The organism is Streptomyces sp. NPDC005551, from assembly GCF_042871785.1.
Lineage (GTDB): Bacteria > Actinomycetota > Actinomycetes > Streptomycetales > Streptomycetaceae > Streptomyces.
The window spans coordinates 144,815-161,270 of record NZ_JBIAJE010000015.1 but is presented as its reverse complement, the minus strand read 5'-3'; the positions used below and the strand labels follow the sequence as shown (position 1 = coordinate 161,270).

The following is a 16,456-nucleotide window of genomic DNA, read 5'->3' as shown; positions in this document are numbered from 1 at the left end:
GGGAACGGCGCGCTCAACCCCCACGCACCTGCGGACGAAGTCGGAGCCGCGCCCCGTCCAGGGGCGCGGGGAACGGCGCGCTCAACCCCCACGCACCTGCGGACGAAGTCGGAGCCGCGCCCCGTCCAGGGGCGCGGGGAACGGCGCGCTCAACCCCCACGCACCCGCGGACGAAGTCGGAGCCGCGCCCCGTCCAGGGGCGCGGGGAACGGCGCGCTCAACCCCCACGCACCCGCGGACGAAACCCGGCCGCCCGCCCCGGGACCAGGTGACACAGCGGAGCGCTTTCGCACGGGGTGTGCGACAGCAGCACCTGCACCCCCGTTCACCCGTTAGGACCTGAGAACCCACGGTCCGCTCACGGGAGTCCGGATGATCGAAACGCCGTCCCTCGTGGACCAGTACTGCCACGGAGTGCTCCGCACGGAGCTGGGACTCGGAACCTTCGAGGCCCACCTGTCCCGCACCGAGGGCCCGGCCGCCCCCGGCACCACCTTCTTCGACACCCAGACGGGCTTCGCGGTACGCCGCTGGTGCCCGCCCCTGCTGGGCCTCGAGCCGCACTGCCCGCCCGCCCACTACCTCGCCAGGCGCCGCGAACTGGGCGTACTGGAGGCCGGCCGCAGGCTCCTGCGGGGCAGCGGCATCACGACGTATCTCGTCGACGCCGGGCTGCCCGGCGACCTCACGGGACCGGGCGAGATGGCCTCCGCGGGGGACGCGCGGGCCCACGAGGTGGTCCGGCTGGAACTGCTGGCCGAGCAGGTCGCCGACACCTCCGGCACCGTCGAGTCGTTCCTCGCCAATCTCGCCGAGTCCGTCCACGGCGCGGCCTCGAACGCCGTCGCCTTCACCTCCGTGGCGGGCATGCGGCACGGTCTCGCGCTGGCTCCCGAGCCGCCGGGACCGGGGGAGGTGCGGGGCGCGGCGGGCCGCTGGCTGGCCGGACGGCGCGTGGGCGGGGAGCTGAGCGACCCGGTCCTGCTGAGGCACCTGCTGTGGAGCGCGGTCGCCTCGGGACTGCCGATCCAGCTCCACGCCGGCATGGGCGAGCCCGGTCCGCGCATCGACCGCACCGATCCCGCCCTGCTCACCGACTTCGCCCGCGCCACGGCCGGACTCGGCACCGATCTCGTGCTGCTGCACGGCTACCCGTACCACCGCCACGCGGCCCACCTGACCGGGGTCTTCCCGCACGTGTACGCCGACCTGGGCGCCGCGCTGGTGCGCACCGGGGCGCGGGCGGCGGCCGTGCTGGCGGAGATCCTGGAGCTGGCGCCCTTCGGCAAGCTCCTCTTCTCCAGCGGCGCACACGGTCTGCCCGAACTCCATGTGGTGGGCGCACGCCTCTTCCGTGAGGCCCTCGCGCGGGTGCTCGGCACCTGGGTCGCCGAGGGCGCCTGGTCCCTCGCGGACGCTCAGCGGGTGGCGGGACTCATCGCCGCCGGGAACGCGCACCGGGTGTACGCCCTGGGGTGACGCTCACGCGCGCGTGAGCGCCGATTCCGTCGCGGGGTCCGGCAGACCGGCCGGGGTGTCCGGACGCTCGCGCAGGGACAGCAGTACACGCAGGACGCCGATCCACACCAGGCAGGAGCCGAACATGTGGAGGCCGACCAGCACCTCGGGGAGTTCCGTGAAGTACTGGACGTAACCGACGAGGCCCTGGGCGAGGAGAATCACGAACAGGTCACGGGTGCGGTCCAGCGGGCCCTTGGGGGCGTCGACGGCCTTGAGGACGAACCACAGGGCGAACGTCAGCGTCACCACGATCCACGCCAGCACGGCGTGCAGCTTCGTCACGGTCTCCCAGTCCAGCGGCATGCGGTCGACGTCGCTGGAGTCCCCGGCGTGCGGACCCGCGCCGGTGACGACGGTGCCGACCGCGATCAGCAGCACGGACGCGGCGACCAGGAACCACACGAGCTGCCGCACGGCCGCGCCGACCAGCGGACGCGGCTCGGCGTCGCCCTCCCGGGTGCGCTGCCACATCACCGTGGCGACCGCGATCAGTGCCGTGGAGAGCAGGAAGTGGGCGGCGACCGTGTACGGGTTCAGGCCGACCAGCACGACGATCCCGCCGAGGATCGCGTTGCCCATGACCACCCAGAACTGCGCCCAGCCGAGCCGGGTGAGGCCGCGCCGCCACGGCTTCTGCGAGCGGGCCGCGATGATCGCCCAGCCGACCGCGGCGCACAGCACGTAGGTCAGCATCCGGTTGCCGAACTCGATGACGCCGTGGAGGCCCATCGCGCTGGTGGTGGTCAGCGAATCGTCCGTGCACTTGGGCCAGGTCGGGCAGCCGAGCCCGGAGCCGGTCAGCCGCACGGCACCGCCGGTGACCACGATGGCCACCGCCATGACGAGGGCGGCGAGGGCCGCCCGCCGCACGGTCCGGGGGGCGGGGGTCCAGCGGTCGGCGATGAAGGCGAGCGGGTTGCGCGCGGCTCGGGTCGCGTCGGCTCGGGTCACGTTGGGCACGGACACCATGGTAGGCGGGCGCTTGTGCATGCCTTCACGAGGGGGAGGTCTCTACTCCCACCGGAAGAATCGGGCAGCCGCGCCGAGCCCCGCGACCGCCCACACGGCGAGGATCCCGAGGTCGCCCCACGGCATCCCGGCCCCGTGCTGGAGCACGTCCCGCAGACCGTTCGACAGGGCGGAGATCGGCAGCAGTCCGAGCACGTCCTGCGCGCCGGAGGGGAACTTGTCGAGCGGGACGACGACGCCGCCGCCCACCAGGAGCAGCAGGAAGACGAGGTTGGCGGCGGCCAGGGTGGCCTCCGCCTTCAGCGTGCCGGCCATCAGCAGTCCGAGGCCGGAGAAGGCGGCGGTGCCGAGGACGAGCAGGAGCAGCACGGCGAGGGGGCTGCCGTGCGGGGACCAGCCGAGGGCGAGGGCGATCGCCGTCAGGAGGATCACCTGGAGGACCTCGGTGACCAGGACGGACGCGGTCTTCGCGGTCATCAGGGCCCAGCGCGGCAGCGGGGAGGCGGCGAGCCGCTTCAGGACGCCGTAGCGGCGTTCGAAGCCGGTGGCGATGGCCTGCCCGGTGAACGCGGTCGACATCACGGCCAGCGCGAGGATGCCCGGCGCGAGGAAGTCGACGGCGTCGCCCCTGCCCGTGTCGACGATGTCCACCGTGCTGAACAGGACCAGCAGGAGGGTCGGGATGACGACCGTGAGGAGGAGCTGCTCGCCGTTGCGCAGCAGCATCTTCGTCTCCAGCACCGCCTGGGCGCCGATCATCCGGGGGAGCGGCGCGGCTCCGGGCCGCGGGGAGTACGTACCGGCGGCGCTCATCCGCGCAGCTCCTTGCCCGTGAGTTCCAGGAAGACGTCTTCGAGGGTGTGGCGTTCGACGGAGATCTTCTCCGGCATCACGCCGTGCTGGGCGCACCAGGAGGTGACCGTCGCCAGCAGCTGCGGATCGACCTTGCCGCCGACCCGGTAGGCGCCCGGCGTCAGCTCGACCGCCGTGCAGTCCGCCGGGAGGGCCTTCAGCAGGGACCCCACGTCGAGCCCGGGCCGGCCGCTGAAGCGCAGGGTGTTCTCCGCGCCGCCGCGGCACAGCTCGTCGGGGGAGCCCTGGGCGACGACCCGGCCCGCGTCGATGATCGCCACGTCGTCGGCGAGCTGCTCGGCCTCGTCCATGTGGTGCGTGGTGAGGATGACGGAGACGCCGTCGGCGCGCAGGTCGCGCACCAGGTCCCAGGTCGCGCGGCGGGCCTGCGGGTCGAGCCCCGCGGTGGGCTCGTCGAGGAAGACCAGCTCGGGACGGCCGACCACGGCCATCGCCAGCGCGAGCCGCTGCTGCTGGCCGCCGGACAGCCGGCGGTACGCCGTGCGGCCGCAGCCGCCGAGGCCGAGCCGCTCGATCAGCGCGTCCACGTCCAGCGGGTGGGCGTGCAGCTTCGCCACGTGGCGGAGCATCTCGTCGGCGCGGGCGCCCGAGTAGACACCGCCGGACTGGAGCATGACCCCGATCCGCGGACGCAGCCGCCCGGACTGCCGGACCGGGTCGAGGCCCAGGACGCGCACCGTGCCGGAGTCCGGCTTCCGGTAGCCCTCGCAGGTCTCGACCGTGGTGGTCTTGCCCGCTCCGTTGGGTCCGAGTACGGCGGTGATGCCCGCTTCGGCCACCAGGTCGAGGCCGTCCACCGCGGTCTTCGTGCCGTACCGCTTCACCAGGGCCTGGACCTGGACCACGGGCTCGCTTCGCATGAGGAACAAGTCTAGGGACGCGTCCGGGTGCCGGGGCGCGCGGGGCCCGCGACCCGGGCACCGTCCGGCCGCCCGGGGCGGCGCCGCGGCTCCCCGTCGGCGATCCACGCCTCGCGCGGGCGGTGCAGCGCCAGCCACCGCTCCGCGTACGCCACGGCGGCGGCGACCGGGAACAGCCGTGTGTCGGCGGCGCCCACCCGGCCCCGTACGACGGGACGGTCCCGTTCGAAGTCGGCGCCCAGCTCGTCGAAGCGCTCGGAGGTGACCGACACCTCGGTCACCACCTCCCAGCGCGCCGTTCCGTCCGGTCCGAGGACCGGCCGGCCCACCTCGGCCACCGGGGACGGGATGCGGTACTCGGCGAGGTGGAAGGCGGTGCACGTTTCGTATCCGGCGCCGAGCAGCAGGACGTGGGCGTCCATGGCCTCCAGGCGGGCCAGCGGGCTGCGCTCACCGAGACGGCAGTCGGGGGCGTGCCCCTCGACCACTTCCGCCGCGCGGGCCCCGAGGGCGGCGAACGAGGTCTGCGGGTGCGCGCTGCGCAGGGCGCCCGGCCAGGTGCGGACGGTCTCCGGGATCACGCCGACCCCGCGGCTGGGCGTGATCAGCGGGTCGTAGGCGGGCATCGTCGCGCGGATGGCGGGCCACCACTCCTCGGGAACCGGTGGATCGCCCCACAGGGCCGGGTCGGAGAGATCGCCGGACTGGGTGGGGACGACCAGCGTCCCGTCGGGACCGAGCGCGTCGAGCAGTCCCTGGACGACGGCGGGCGCGCCGCCGCAGACCCAGCCCAGGGAGCTGAGCGAGGAGTGCGCGAGGAGTGTCCCGCCGGGGCGGACACCGAGCTCGCGCAGCTGTGCGGCGAGCCCGGCTCGGGTGACGAGTGGGCCGGTCGGAGGTGGTACAGACACGTCCGGCAGTCTGCTGGAACGCCCCCGGGAACGCCACCGGATTGATCGATCAAAGATCGTTTCCGCAGGTCGTATTAGGTATGCCTAAGTGACGCAGGGCACCGTCCACGCCTCGGGTGCGGGTTGTCAGGCCCGAAGGAATTACGCAACAATGGCGTTGTGAAAAACGTTGGCGAGGCTCCGCAGGAGGAACTCGCGACCGGTGAGCGGTCCACCCGCAATCGCGTCGCGCGCTCCATCCTGGACCACGGCCCGTCCACGGTGGCCGACCTCGCCGGGCGGCTGGGACTCACCCAGGCCGCCGTCCGCCGGCATCTCGACGCGCTCGTCGCCGACACCGTCGTGGAGGCCCGCGAGCAGCGGATCTACGGCGCGCGTACCCGGGGGCGCCCCGCGAAGGTGTTCGCCCTGACCGACTGCGGCCGGGACGCCTTCGATCAGTCCTACGACAAGCTCGCCGCGGACGCGCTGCGCTGGATCGCCGAGCGCGAGGGCGGCGACGAGGCGGTCGTTGCGTTCGCCCGCGCCAGGATCGCCGCGCAGGCCGGGGCGTACCGCGCCGCCGTCGAGGCCGCGGCCCCCGAGGAGCGCACCGAAGCGCTGGCCAGGGCCCTGAGCGCGGACGGGTACGCTGCTACGGCGCGCAGCGCACCGGTCGGCGAGCAGCTGTGCCAGCACCACTGCCCCGTCGCCCATGTCGCCGAGCAGTTCCCGCAGCTGTGCGAGGCGGAGACCGAGATCTTCTCCCAGTTGCTCGGTACGCATGTGCAGCGCCTGGCGACCATCGCGCACGGCGACGGCGTGTGCACCACGTTCATCCCCAAGATTTCCCATACCACTGATCACGCATCCGCAAGCACGGCCGGGAGGAACCCCGCATGACGCTCCCCACGGAGACTGCTCACCCCGAACTCGAGGGTCTGGGCAAGTACGAGTACGGCTGGGCCGACTCCGACACGGCCGGCGCCTCTGCGAAGCGCGGCATCAACGAGGACGTCGTCCGGGACATCTCCGCCAAGAAGTCCGAGCCGGAGTGGATGACGAAGCTCCGCCTCAAGGGCCTGCGCCTGTTCGAGAAGAAGCCCATGCCGAACTGGGGCTCGGACCTGTCGGGCATCGACTTCGACAACATCAAGTACTTCGTGCGCTCCACGGAGAAGCAGGCGGAGTCCTGGGAGGACCTGCCGGACGACATCAAGAACACGTACGACAAGCTCGGCATCCCCGAGGCGGAGAAGCAGCGCCTCGTCGCCGGTGTCGCGGCCCAGTACGAGTCCGAGGTCGTCTACCACCAGATCAACCAGGAGCTGGAGTCGCAGGGTGTCATCTTCATGGACACCGACACGGCCCTCAAGGAGCACCCGGAGCTCTTCAAGGAGTACTTCGGCACCGTCATCCCGGTCGGCGACAACAAGTTCGCGTCGCTGAACACCGCGGTGTGGTCCGGCGGCTCCTTCATCTACGTGCCGCCGGGCGTGCACGTGGAGATCCCGCTCCAGGCCTACTTCCGTATCAACACGGAGAACATGGGCCAGTTCGAGCGGACCCTGATCATCGTCGACGAGGGTGCCTACGTGCACTACGTCGAGGGCTGCACGGCGCCGATCTACAAGTCGGACTCGCTCCACTCCGCGGTGGTCGAGATCATCGTGAAGAAGGGCGCCCGCTGCCGTTACACGACCATCCAGAACTGGTCGAACAACGTCTACAACCTGGTCACCAAGCGCGCCGTGGCGTACGAGGGCGCGACCATGGAGTGGATCGACGGCAACATCGGCTCCAAGGTCACCATGAAGTACCCGGCCGTCTACCTGATGGGCGAGCACGCCAAGGGCGAGACCCTCTCCATCGCCTTCGCGGGCGAGGGCCAGCACCAGGACGCCGGCTCCAAGATGGTCCACATGGCGCCGAACACGTCGTCCAACATCGTCTCCAAGTCCGTGGCGCGCGGCGGCGGCCGTACCTCCTACCGCGGCCTCGTCGAGATCGGTGAGGGCGCGCACGGCTCGAAGTCCAACGTGCTGTGCGACGCGCTGCTCGTCGACACGATCTCGCGCTCGGACACGTACCCCTACGTGGACGTCCGTGAGGACGACGTGTCCATGGGGCACGAGGCGACCGTCTCCAAGGTCAGCGACGACCAGCTCTTCTACCTGATGAGCCGCGGCATGACCGAGTTCGAGGCGATGGCCATGATCGTGCGGGGCTTCGTCGAGCCGATCGCCAAGGAGCTGCCCATGGAGTACGCCCTCGAACTCAACCGGCTGATCGAGCTGCAGATGGAAGGCGCGGTCGGTTAAGACCCGCCGTCCGGACACAGCCAGCGAACACTGACGCAGGAAAGAGAGCAGACCGACAGCCATGGCTGAGGCTACGAATTCCCCCACTCTCGACTCCGCTCGAGCGGGGGGTCCCCCACCGCTGGGGTCCACCACCGCCGGCCAGATCGCGGTGGCCGCAGAGTCGACCGTCGCCACGCGCATGAGCGCGCCCGCCTCCTTCGACGTGGCGGACTTCCCGGTCCCCCACGGCCGTGAGGAGGAGTGGCGGTTCACGCCCCTGGAGCGGCTGCGCGGGCTGCACGACGGCACCGCTGTCGCCACCGGCGACGGCGTCAAGGTGGACATCGAGGCCCCCGAGGGCGTCACCGTCGAGACCGTCGGCCGCGACGACGCCCGGCTCGGCAGGGCCGGCACCCCCGTGGACCGGGTCGCCGCCCAGGCCTACTCGGCGTTCGAGAAGGCCGGCGTCGTCACCGTCCCCAAGGAGACGGTGCTCACCGAGCCGATCCGCATCGCCGTGCACGGCGAGGGCGGGGTCGCCTACGGCCACCAGGTCATCGAACTGGGAGCCTTCGCCGAGGCCGTCGTCGTCATCGACCACACCGGTGACGCGGTGCTCGCCGCCAACGTCGACTACGTGATCGGCGACGGCGCCAAGCTGACCGTCGTCTCCGTCCAGGACTGGGACGACAAGGCCGTCCACGTGGGCCAGCACAACGCCCTCATCGGCCGGGACGCCACCTTCAAGTCCTTCGTGGTCACCTTCGGCGGCGACCTGGTGCGCCTCCACCCGCGCGTCCACTACGCGGGCACCGGCGGCGAGGCCGAGCTTTTCGGCCTGTACTTCACGGACGCCGGTCAGCACCAGGAGCACCGCCTCCTCGTCGACCACAACACCCCGCACTGCAAGTCGAACGTCGCCTACAAGGGCGCGCTCCAGGGCGACGGCGCCCACGCGGTGTGGATCGGCGACGTCCTCATCGAGGCCAAGGCCGAGGGCACCGACACCTACGAGATGAACCGCAACCTGGTTCTGACCGACGGCGCCCGCGTCGACTCCGTGCCGAACCTGGAGATCGAGACCGGCGAGATCGTCGGCGCCGGGCACGCCTCGGCGACCGGCCGTTTCGACGACGAGCAGCTCTTCTACCTGATGGCGCGCGGCATCCCGGCCGACGACGCCCGCCGTCTGGTGGTCCGCGGATTCTTCGCCGAGCTCGTCCAGCAGATCGGGGTCGCCGACATCCAGGAGCGGCTCCTCGCCAGGATCGACGAGGAGCTGGAGGCGTCGGTCTGATGACTGCCCCGTCGGCCTTCGTACGCGCCTGTGCGCTGAGCGAGCTGGAGGAGGACACCCCCAAGCGGGTGGAACTCGACGGCACGCCGGTCTCGGTCGTGAAGACCGAGGGCGAGGTGTTCGCGATCAACGACATCTGCTCGCACGCGAACGTCTCGCTCTCCGAGGGCGAGGTGGAGGACTGTCAGATCGAGTGTTGGCTGCACGGTTCCGCCTTCGACCTCCGCACCGGCAAGCCGTCCGGCCTTCCCGCGACGCGCCCCGTCCCCGTATACCCCGTAAAGATCGAAGGGGACGACGTGCTCGTCTCCCTCTCCCAGGAGTCCTGAGGCACCCATGGCAACGCTTGAAATCCGAGACCTGCACGTCACCGTCGAGGCCGACAACGCCACGAAGGAGATCCTCAAGGGCGTCGACCTCACCGTGAAGCAGGGCGAGACGCACGCCATCATGGGCCCGAACGGCTCCGGCAAGTCCACGCTCGCCTACTCGCTCGCGGGTCACCCGAAGTACACGATCACCGGCGGCACCGTCACCCTCGACGGCGAGGACGTCCTGGAGATGTCCGTCGACGAGCGCGCCCGCGCCGGCCTGTTCCTGGCGATGCAGTACCCGGTCGAGGTCCCCGGCGTCTCGGTCTCCAACTTCCTGCGCACCTCCGCCACCGCCATCCGCGGCGAGGCCCCCAAGCTGCGCACCTGGGTGAAGGAGGTCAGGGAGGCCATGGAGCGCCTCAACATGGACCCGGCCTTCGCCGAGCGCAACGTCAACGAGGGCTTCTCCGGCGGTGAGAAGAAGCGCCACGAGATCCTCCAGCTCGAACTGCTCAGGCCCAAGGTCGCGATCCTCGACGAGACGGACTCCGGTCTGGACGTCGACGCGCTGCGCATCGTCTCCGAGGGCGTCAACCGCGTCCGCGAGTCCGGTGAGGTCGGCACCCTGCTGATCACGCACTACACGCGCATCCTGCGCTACATCAAGCCCGACTTCGTGCACGTCTTCTCCGCCGGCCGCATCGTCGAGTCCGGCGGCGCCGAGCTCGCCGACAAGCTGGAGAACGAGGGCTACGAGGCATACGCGAAGCTCGACGACGCCGACACGAAGGGTGGCGTATCCGCGTGACGCAGTTGCCGGGCCTCCTCGACACCGAGGCGATCCGCAAGGACTTCCCCATCCTGGACCGGCAGGTCCACGACGGCAGGAAGCTCGTGTACCTGGACAACGCGGCGACCTCGCAGAAGCCGCGCCAGGTGCTGGACGCCCTGAACGAGTACTACGAGCGCTACAACGCCAACGTCCACCGCGGTGTGCATGTGCTCGCCGAGGAGGCCACGGCGCTGTACGAGGGCGCGCGCGACAAGGTCGCCGCGTTCATCAACGCGCCGAGCCGCGACGAGGTGATCTTCACCAAGAACGCCTCCGAGTCGCTCAACCTCGTGGCGAACATGCTGGGCTGGGCCGACGAGCCCTACCGCGTGGACCACGAGACCGAGATCGTCATCACGGAGATGGAGCACCACTCCAACATCGTGCCGTGGCAGCTGCTGTCGCAGCGCACGGGCGCGAAGCTGAAGTGGTTCGGCCTCACCGACGACGGCCGGCTCGACCTGTCGAACATCGACGAGGTCATCACCGAGAAGACGAAGATCGTCTCCTTCGTGCTGGTGTCGAACATCCTCGGCACGGTCAACCCCGTCGAGGCGATAGTGCGCCGGGCGCAGGAGGTCGGGGCCCTGGTCCTGATCGACGCCTCGCAGGCCGCGCCGCACATGCCGCTGGACGTCCAGGCCCTGCAGGCCGACTTCGTGGCGTTCACCGGCCACAAGATGTGCGGGCCGACCGGCATCGGCGTCCTGTGGGGCCGCCAGGAGCTGCTCGAGGACCTTCCCCCGTTCCTCGGCGGCGGCGAGATGATCGAGACGGTGTCGATGCACTCGTCGACGTACGCTCCCGCGCCGTACAAGTTCGAGGCGGGCACGCCCCCCATCGCTCAGGCGGTCGGTCTCGGCGCGGCCATCGACTATCTGAGCTCGATCGGCATGGACAGGATCCTCGCCCACGAGCACGCGCTCACCGAGTACGCGGTACGGCGGCTGACGGAGGTCCAGGACCTCAGGATCATCGGTCCGGCGACGGCCGAGGACCGCGGCGCCGCGATCTCGTTCACGCTCGGTGACATCCACCCGCACGACGTGGGCCAGGTCCTGGACGAGCAGGGCATCGCCGTCCGGGTCGGACACCACTGCGCCCGTCCGGTCTGCCTGCGGTACGGAATTCCCGCGACCACGCGGGCGTCGTTCTACCTGTACTCCACGCCGACCGAGATCGACGCACTGGTCGACGGCCTGGAGCACGTACGGAACTTCTTCGGCTGAGGAGCTGGCTGAGTCGTGAAGCTTGATTCGATGTACCAGGAAGTCATCCTGGACCACTACAAGCACCCGCACGGGCGCGGTCTCAGGGATGGCGACGCCGAGGTGCACCACGTCAATCCCACGTGCGGCGACGAGATCACGCTGCGCGTCAAGTACGACGGCGAGCGGATCGCGGACATCTCGTACGAGGGTCAGGGCTGCTCGATCAGCCAGGCCTCGGCCTCCGTGCTGAACGAGCTGCTCGTCGGCAAGGAGCTGTCCGAGGCGCAGCAGGTCCAGGAGACCTTCCTGGAGCTGATGCAGTCCAAGGGCCGGCTCGAGCCGGACGACGCGATGGAGGAGGTGCTGGAGGACGCGGTCGCGTTCGCCGGTGTCTCCAAGTACCCGGCCCGGGTCAAGTGCGCCCTCCTGAGCTGGATGGCATGGAAGGACGCGACGGCCCAGGCACTGGGCGAGAGCGCCGAGAGGAAGACGGCATGAGCGAGAACACCGTGACACCCGCAGAGGGCCTGACGACGAAGCCGGCCTCGGAGGAGGAAGTCCGCGAGGCGCTGTACGACGTCGTCGACCCCGAACTGGGTATCGACGTCGTCAACCTCGGCCTCATCTACGGCATCCACATCGACGACGCGAACATCGCGACGATCGACATGACGCTGACGTCCGCGGCCTGCCCGCTCACCGACGTCATCGAGGACCAGGCCAGGTCCGCCACCGACGGCATCGTCAACGAACTGCGCATCAACTGGGTCTGGATGCCGCCGTGGGGTCCGGACAAGATCACGGACGACGGCCGCGAGCAGCTTCGGGCGCTCGGGTTCAACGTCTGACCGGTACGCCGCACGTCCGGGCGACAGCCCTGCACGAGGCCCCTGGCATCCCGCCGGGGGCCTCGTGCGTGTCGCGGCGCGCCCGCGGCCCGGTGCCCTGCCGGTGGCTTGCACCCGGTGGCCTTGCCCTGCCGGTGGTGTTCCGGTGACCTCCACGGGCGATTCCGGGAAGCTCGTACGGCCCGCCCCGCGAGACGCCCGCGCACGGGTTGGCCTCCGCGGGCCCCGGGCGGTTAGGTTGCCCTCATGACCGACACGACTGCTACTCGTACCACCGGCGCCGTCGCCGCCGGGCTCGCCACGCTCACCGCCGACGGCACCGTCCTCGACACCTGGTTCCCCGCCCCCGAACTGTCCGCCGAGCCCGGCCCGGCCGGCACCGAGCGGCTGCCCACCGAGCGTGCCGTGGAGCTGCTCGGTGAGGGCGCCGCCAAGGCCGTCGGTCCCGACGCCCGCCGTGGTGTCGAGGTGGTCGCCGTCCGCACGGTCATCGCCTCCCTCGACGAGAAGCCGATCGACGCGCACGACGTGTACCTGCGCCTCCACCTGCTCTCGCACCGTCTGGTGCAGCCGCACGGCCAGAGCCTGGACGGCATCTTCGGCCACCTCGCCAACGTCGCGTGGACCTCGCTCGGCCCGGTCGCCGTCGACGACGTCGAGAAGGCCCGCCTGAACGCCCGCGCCGAGGGCCTGCACCTCCAGGTGACCTCGATCGACAAGTTCCCGCGCATGACCGACTACGTCGCCCCGAAGGGCGTCCGCATCGCCGACGCCGACCGGGTCCGGCTCGGCGCGCACCTCGCCGAGGGCACGACCGTCATGCACGAGGGCTTCGTGAACTTCAACGCGGGCACCCTCGGTACCTCGATGGTCGAGGGCCGCATCTCGGCCGGCGTCGTGGTCGGCGACGGCTCGGACATCGGCGGTGGCGCCTCGACGATGGGCACCCTCTCCGGCGGCGGCAACGTCCGCATCACCATCGGCGAGCGCTGCCTGATCGGTGCCGAGGCCGGCGTCGGCATCGCACTGGGCGACGAGTGCGTGGTGGAGGCCGGTCTGTACGTCACCGCCGGCTCCCGCGTCACGATGCCCGACGGCCAGATCGTCAAGGCCCGCGAACTGTCCGGCGCCTCGAACATCCTCTTCCGCCGCAACTCGGTCACGGGCACCGTCGAGGCCCGCCCGAACAACGCGGTCTGGGGCGGTCTGAACGACGTCCTGCACAGCCACAACTAGCGGCTCTCCGCCTTCGCGGCTCTCCGCCTTGTCCGAGCGCCCTCCCGTCCACCGGACGGGAGGGCGCTCGGCGTTCCGCCCCCGCCGGGAGCGTGCCGACCCGGTTCGCGACGGATTCTCTTCACGGTCGCAGGCATAGCGGGGGCCGGCCGGAAGCGTCAAAGAAGGCAGAGGGGCCGGGCGCAGCGCCCGCCGGGGAAGAGAAGGTGACGATGGATGCCGAAGGGCAGGAAAGATTCCGGGAGTTCGTGGCGAACCGGTCGTCCGCACTGCTGAAGACGGCCGTACTGCTCAGCGGCGGGGACCGGCACGCGGCCGAGGACCTGCTGCAGAACGCCCTGATCAAGGCCGCCGGACGCTGGCATCGCATCGACGAACCCGAGGCGTACGTACGGCAGATCCTGTACCGCCAGCAGGTCAGCCGCTGGCGGCTGAAGTGGCCGCGCCGCGAACTCAGCGTCGCCGAACCGCCGGAGGCGACGGAGGACACGGACGCCTCGGCCACCGCCGAACTCCGCGTGCTGATGCGCGGGGCGCTCGCCCGTCTCACCGCACGCCAGCGCACGGTCCTGGTGCTGCGCTACTTCGAGGACCTGCCCGAGGCCGACGTGGCCCGTCTCCTGAACTGCTCCGTCGGAACCGTCCGGTCCACGACGCACCGCTCCCTCGCCAGGCTGCGGACCCTTGCCCCCGAACTCGCCCCGCTCGGCCCGGCCGACGTCGAACAGCGGCCGTCCCGTGACTTCTCCCCGATGGAGGCGCGCCCGTGAACGTCGAAGAACTGGTACGCGCGTCCTTGCGGGAGCAGGCCGGCGAACAGCCGCCACTCGAACCGGACTTCGCCGACCGGGTGCTGACCGCCAGGCGCCGCCGCACCCGTACCCTCGCGTCCGTCGCCGCGGCCACCGCCGCCGTGGTCGCCGTCGCGGTGGCGGTCCCGCTGCTGGGCTCCGGCAAGGACGACGTGCGTCTCGCGAGCGAGATGAACCGGAGCGACATCATCGCCCACCCGGACCAGACACCGCCCCGCGACCTGATCGCGGCGGGGGACACCGCGCTGGCCGCCTACTACACCCTGCACCGGGTCCCGCTCACGGCGACGACCGCCGTCAACGCCCGCACGTACTCGCTTCTCGACCAGGAGAGCGGAAAGTACGTGAAGACCGACAAGTGGTCCTACCTCAGCGTCGCCCCCGGGATGCGGACCGCCGCCGTCCTGGAGGACCAGCTGCCCGCCCGGCGGATCGGCATGCTCGACCTGCTCACCGGAAAGGTCGAACGCTGGATCCCGGCCGAGCGGGGCGTCGCGAGTGTCGAGTTCTCGTCCGACGGCGCCAAGCTCGTCGCGACGACGTACGCCAAGAATCCGGACCTGCTCCACAAGGTGGACTACGACAGCGACGGCGACGGCAGGAAGAACGACTGGCAGGGGGACTTCGGCCACACGGACCGCACCGGCTTCTACGTCATCGACGCGGACTCCGGCAAGAGCTCCTGGGCCGCGGTCACGGACACGCAGGACGTCAACCCCCGCCAGGACTTCGCGTTCAGCGCCGACGCCGGGCTGGTCTACGCCGGGCTCACCACGACGCCCACCGACCAGTTCTACGACTTCGAGGGCAACAAGGTCGCCAAGCCCGCGAACGAGAAGTACCTGCACTGGCACATCGACGCCCGGCTCTCCCCCGACGGCAAGCTGGCCGCCGGTGACTTCGCGGGCGGCAGCAGGACGACGGCCTCCGAGATCGTCGACCCCTACACCGGCGAGCGGGTCGCCAAGGTGCACGGCCAGCAGCTGCTGGCCTGGGCCGACGACAAGCGGCTGATCGCCTGGGACATCGAGCCGGGCACGAACGAGTTCCACAACCGGCTGATGCTCGTCACCATCGGCAGCGACAAGGTCGTCCCGCTCAGTGGCTTCCGCAAGGGCGACGACGGCGCGGGCGGGCGCTGGAATCCGGTCTTCGCGAAGCGCTGAGGCGCTGAGCGTTGCGCGTCGGGCGCCGCGCGGAGGGGGCAGGGGGCGGACGGGGGTCGGCCCCGGCCCGACGGGACGGTGGGGGCGGACGGGGGTCGGCCCCACCCGTCACGACACCTCCGCGGCCAGGCGCTCGTACGCCGCCAGCAGCCCGTCGGCCGCCTCGCGGCCGGCGGGCCGCAGGGGGGCGCGGACCGGCCCGGAGGGCAGACCGAGCCTGCCGAGGAGGGCCTTGGCCGTGACCGCTCCCGGGAGTCCGGCGGACATCATCGCCCCGGTCAGCTCGATGGTCCGCCGCTGGATGCGGGCCGCTCCCGCCGTGTCGCCCGCGTCGAAGGCGTCCAGCACGGACCGGAACTGACGGGCCGCCACGTTCGCCACCGTACCGATGAAGCCCGCGCCGCCGACCGCGTACAGGGCGAGGACCTGCTCGTCGCAGCCCGCGTAGTACGCCAACTCCGTGTGCGCCAGCACCTGCTGGGTGCCGAGGAGGTCGTAGGCGCAGTCCTTGACCGCCACGATCCGCGGGTGCTCCGCCAGCCGGATCATCGTCTCCGGCTCGATGCGGGTACCCGTGCGCCCTGGGATGTCGTACAGCACGACCGGCAGACCGCACGCGTCCGTGACGTCCCGGAAGTGGGCCTCGACCGCGTCCTGCGGCGGCCTGCTGTAGTACGGCGCGATCACGAGGAGGCCGTCCGCGCCCGCCCTCTCGGCCGCCCGCGCCAGTTCTGCGGTGTGCCGTGTGTCGGCGGTGCCGACCCCCGCGACGATCGGGACGTGCTCGCCGACCGCGGCCCGTACCGCGCGCACGAGCGAGGTCTTCTCCGCGTCCGACGTCGTGGGCGACTCGCCCGTGGTGCCGGACAGCACCAGGCCGTCGCACCCCTCGGCCACCAGTCGGGCGGCGAGCCGCTGCGCCCCGTCGAGGTCGAGCGCGCCCGCCTCGGTGAAGGGGGTGACCATCGCGCAGAGCGCCCGGCCGAAGGGTGCGCCCGGGGTCACCCGCGGGGTGCCGGGCGCCGGGGCAGGTGCGGCGCCGGAGGCGGCGCGCGGTGCGGGGCCGGCCGGGGTGCCTGGAGTCGTCATGTCGTCAGTGTCGGCAACTTGACTGTGAAGCGCTACTTAATTCTGCTACGGGATACTCGGGTCGATTGCTAAACGGTCCTGGGTGGCGGGGCCGGACGGCGGTGCGGGGATGCCCTGGTGCCCCCTGCCGCTCGTGGACGCCGAGAGGATCGCCGGGGCCGGTCGCGGAGGCCGCGATGGTCCCGGACCGCCTCGACGGGCCCGCCTCGACTGGTTCCGGCGCCAGTTGGCACCT

17 protein-coding genes are annotated in these 16,456 nt (G+C 71.2%); 12 read left to right on the top strand and 5 right to left on the bottom strand.

Going from position 1 to position 16,456, the window contains the following annotated elements; genetic code table 11:
• Nucleotides 1-372: 372 nt before the first annotated feature.
• Nucleotides 373-1,479 (top strand): amidohydrolase family protein, encoded by a 1,107-nt coding sequence (locus tag ACFYP4_RS32600; RefSeq protein WP_358853885.1) that lies wholly within the window; start codon nucleotides 373-375, stop codon nucleotides 1,477-1,479.
• A gap of 3 nt (nucleotides 1,480-1,482) precedes the next feature.
• Here the strand turns inward: ACFYP4_RS32600 and ACFYP4_RS32595 are convergent, their stop codons facing one another.
• From ACFYP4_RS32595 to ACFYP4_RS32580, 4 genes are read right to left on the bottom strand one after another with little or no spacing between them, the layout of a single operon-like run.
• Nucleotides 1,483-2,490, bottom strand: coding sequence for a COX15/CtaA family protein (locus ACFYP4_RS32595; RefSeq protein ID WP_358853889.1), 1,008 nt, complete (start codon nucleotides 2,488-2,490; stop codon nucleotides 1,483-1,485).
• Nucleotides 2,491-2,532: 42 nt separating this feature from the next.
• Nucleotides 2,533-3,303, bottom strand: coding sequence for an ABC transporter permease (locus tag ACFYP4_RS32590; RefSeq protein ID WP_388790371.1), 771 nt, complete (start codon nucleotides 3,301-3,303; stop codon nucleotides 2,533-2,535).
• Nucleotides 3,300-4,223 (bottom strand): ABC transporter ATP-binding protein, encoded by a 924-nt coding sequence (locus ACFYP4_RS32585; protein ID WP_358853883.1) that lies wholly within the window; start codon nucleotides 4,221-4,223, stop codon nucleotides 3,300-3,302. The genes ACFYP4_RS32590 and ACFYP4_RS32585 overlap by 4 nt, the downstream gene beginning before the upstream one ends.
• Nucleotides 4,224-4,234: 11 nt before the next feature.
• Nucleotides 4,235-5,134: an AAC(3) family N-acetyltransferase gene (locus ACFYP4_RS32580; RefSeq protein ID WP_358853882.1), complete on the bottom strand. Its 900-nt coding sequence runs from the start codon at nucleotides 5,132-5,134 to the stop codon at nucleotides 4,235-4,237.
• Nucleotides 5,135-5,293: 159 nt separating this feature from the next.
• On the opposite strand from ACFYP4_RS32580, the gene ACFYP4_RS32575 reads away from it, so the two are divergent.
• The 11 genes from ACFYP4_RS32575 (at nucleotide 5,294) to ACFYP4_RS32525 (ending at nucleotide 15,132) form a co-directional block, all read left to right on the top strand.
• The gene (locus tag ACFYP4_RS32575; RefSeq protein WP_358853881.1) at nucleotides 5,294-6,016 is read left to right on the top strand and encodes an ArsR family transcriptional regulator; all 723 of its coding nucleotides are present in this window, start codon (nucleotides 5,294-5,296) and stop codon (nucleotides 6,014-6,016) included.
• Complete coding sequence (gene sufB, locus ACFYP4_RS32570; RefSeq protein ID WP_358853880.1) at nucleotides 6,013-7,434, top strand: Fe-S cluster assembly protein SufB; 1,422 nt, start codon at nucleotides 6,013-6,015, stop codon at nucleotides 7,432-7,434. The genes ACFYP4_RS32575 and sufB overlap by 4 nt, the downstream gene beginning before the upstream one ends.
• A gap of 61 nt (nucleotides 7,435-7,495) precedes the next feature.
• A complete protein-coding gene (gene sufD / locus ACFYP4_RS32565; RefSeq protein WP_358853879.1) occupies nucleotides 7,496-8,713 on the top strand; it encodes a Fe-S cluster assembly protein SufD in 1,218 nt (405 codons plus the stop codon).
• Nucleotides 8,713-9,042, top strand: coding sequence for a bifunctional 3-phenylpropionate/cinnamic acid dioxygenase ferredoxin subunit (locus ACFYP4_RS32560; RefSeq protein ID WP_358853878.1), 330 nt, complete (start codon nucleotides 8,713-8,715; stop codon nucleotides 9,040-9,042). Before sufD ends, ACFYP4_RS32560 begins: the two co-directional genes overlap by 1 nt.
• 7 nt (nucleotides 9,043-9,049) lie before the next feature.
• Nucleotides 9,050-9,835: a Fe-S cluster assembly ATPase SufC gene (gene sufC / locus ACFYP4_RS32555; protein ID WP_358853877.1), complete on the top strand. Its 786-nt coding sequence runs from the start codon at nucleotides 9,050-9,052 to the stop codon at nucleotides 9,833-9,835.
• On the top strand, nucleotides 9,832-11,088 hold the full coding sequence (locus ACFYP4_RS32550) for a cysteine desulfurase (protein WP_358853876.1): 1,257 nt from the start codon (nucleotides 9,832-9,834) through the stop codon (nucleotides 11,086-11,088). Before sufC ends, ACFYP4_RS32550 begins: the two co-directional genes overlap by 4 nt.
• Before the next feature lie 15 nt (nucleotides 11,089-11,103).
• Nucleotides 11,104-11,568: a Fe-S cluster assembly sulfur transfer protein SufU gene (sufU, locus tag ACFYP4_RS32545; RefSeq protein ID WP_358853875.1), complete on the top strand. Its 465-nt coding sequence runs from the start codon at nucleotides 11,104-11,106 to the stop codon at nucleotides 11,566-11,568.
• On the top strand, nucleotides 11,565-11,918 hold the full coding sequence (locus ACFYP4_RS32540; protein WP_388790363.1) for a metal-sulfur cluster assembly factor: 354 nt from the start codon (nucleotides 11,565-11,567) through the stop codon (nucleotides 11,916-11,918). Before sufU ends, ACFYP4_RS32540 begins: the two co-directional genes overlap by 4 nt.
• Nucleotides 11,919-12,164: 246 nt before the next feature.
• Entirely contained in the window at nucleotides 12,165-13,154 is a 990-nt protein-coding gene (gene dapD / locus ACFYP4_RS32535; RefSeq protein WP_388790361.1) for a 2,3,4,5-tetrahydropyridine-2,6-dicarboxylate N-succinyltransferase, read from the top strand.
• A 212-nt stretch (nucleotides 13,155-13,366) separates the two neighbouring features.
• Nucleotides 13,367-13,924 (top strand): SigE family RNA polymerase sigma factor, encoded by a 558-nt coding sequence (locus ACFYP4_RS32530; protein ID WP_358853872.1) that lies wholly within the window; start codon nucleotides 13,367-13,369, stop codon nucleotides 13,922-13,924.
• Complete coding sequence (locus tag ACFYP4_RS32525) at nucleotides 13,921-15,132, top strand: WD40 repeat domain-containing protein (protein WP_388790358.1); 1,212 nt, start codon at nucleotides 13,921-13,923, stop codon at nucleotides 15,130-15,132. Before ACFYP4_RS32530 ends, ACFYP4_RS32525 begins: the two co-directional genes overlap by 4 nt.
• Before the next feature lie 108 nt (nucleotides 15,133-15,240).
• Here ACFYP4_RS32525 and dapA read toward each other — a convergent pair whose 3' ends face one another.
• Complete coding sequence (dapA, locus tag ACFYP4_RS32520) at nucleotides 15,241-16,221, bottom strand: 4-hydroxy-tetrahydrodipicolinate synthase (RefSeq protein ID WP_388790355.1); 981 nt, start codon at nucleotides 16,219-16,221, stop codon at nucleotides 15,241-15,243.
• Nucleotides 16,222-16,456: the final 235 nt, after the last annotated feature.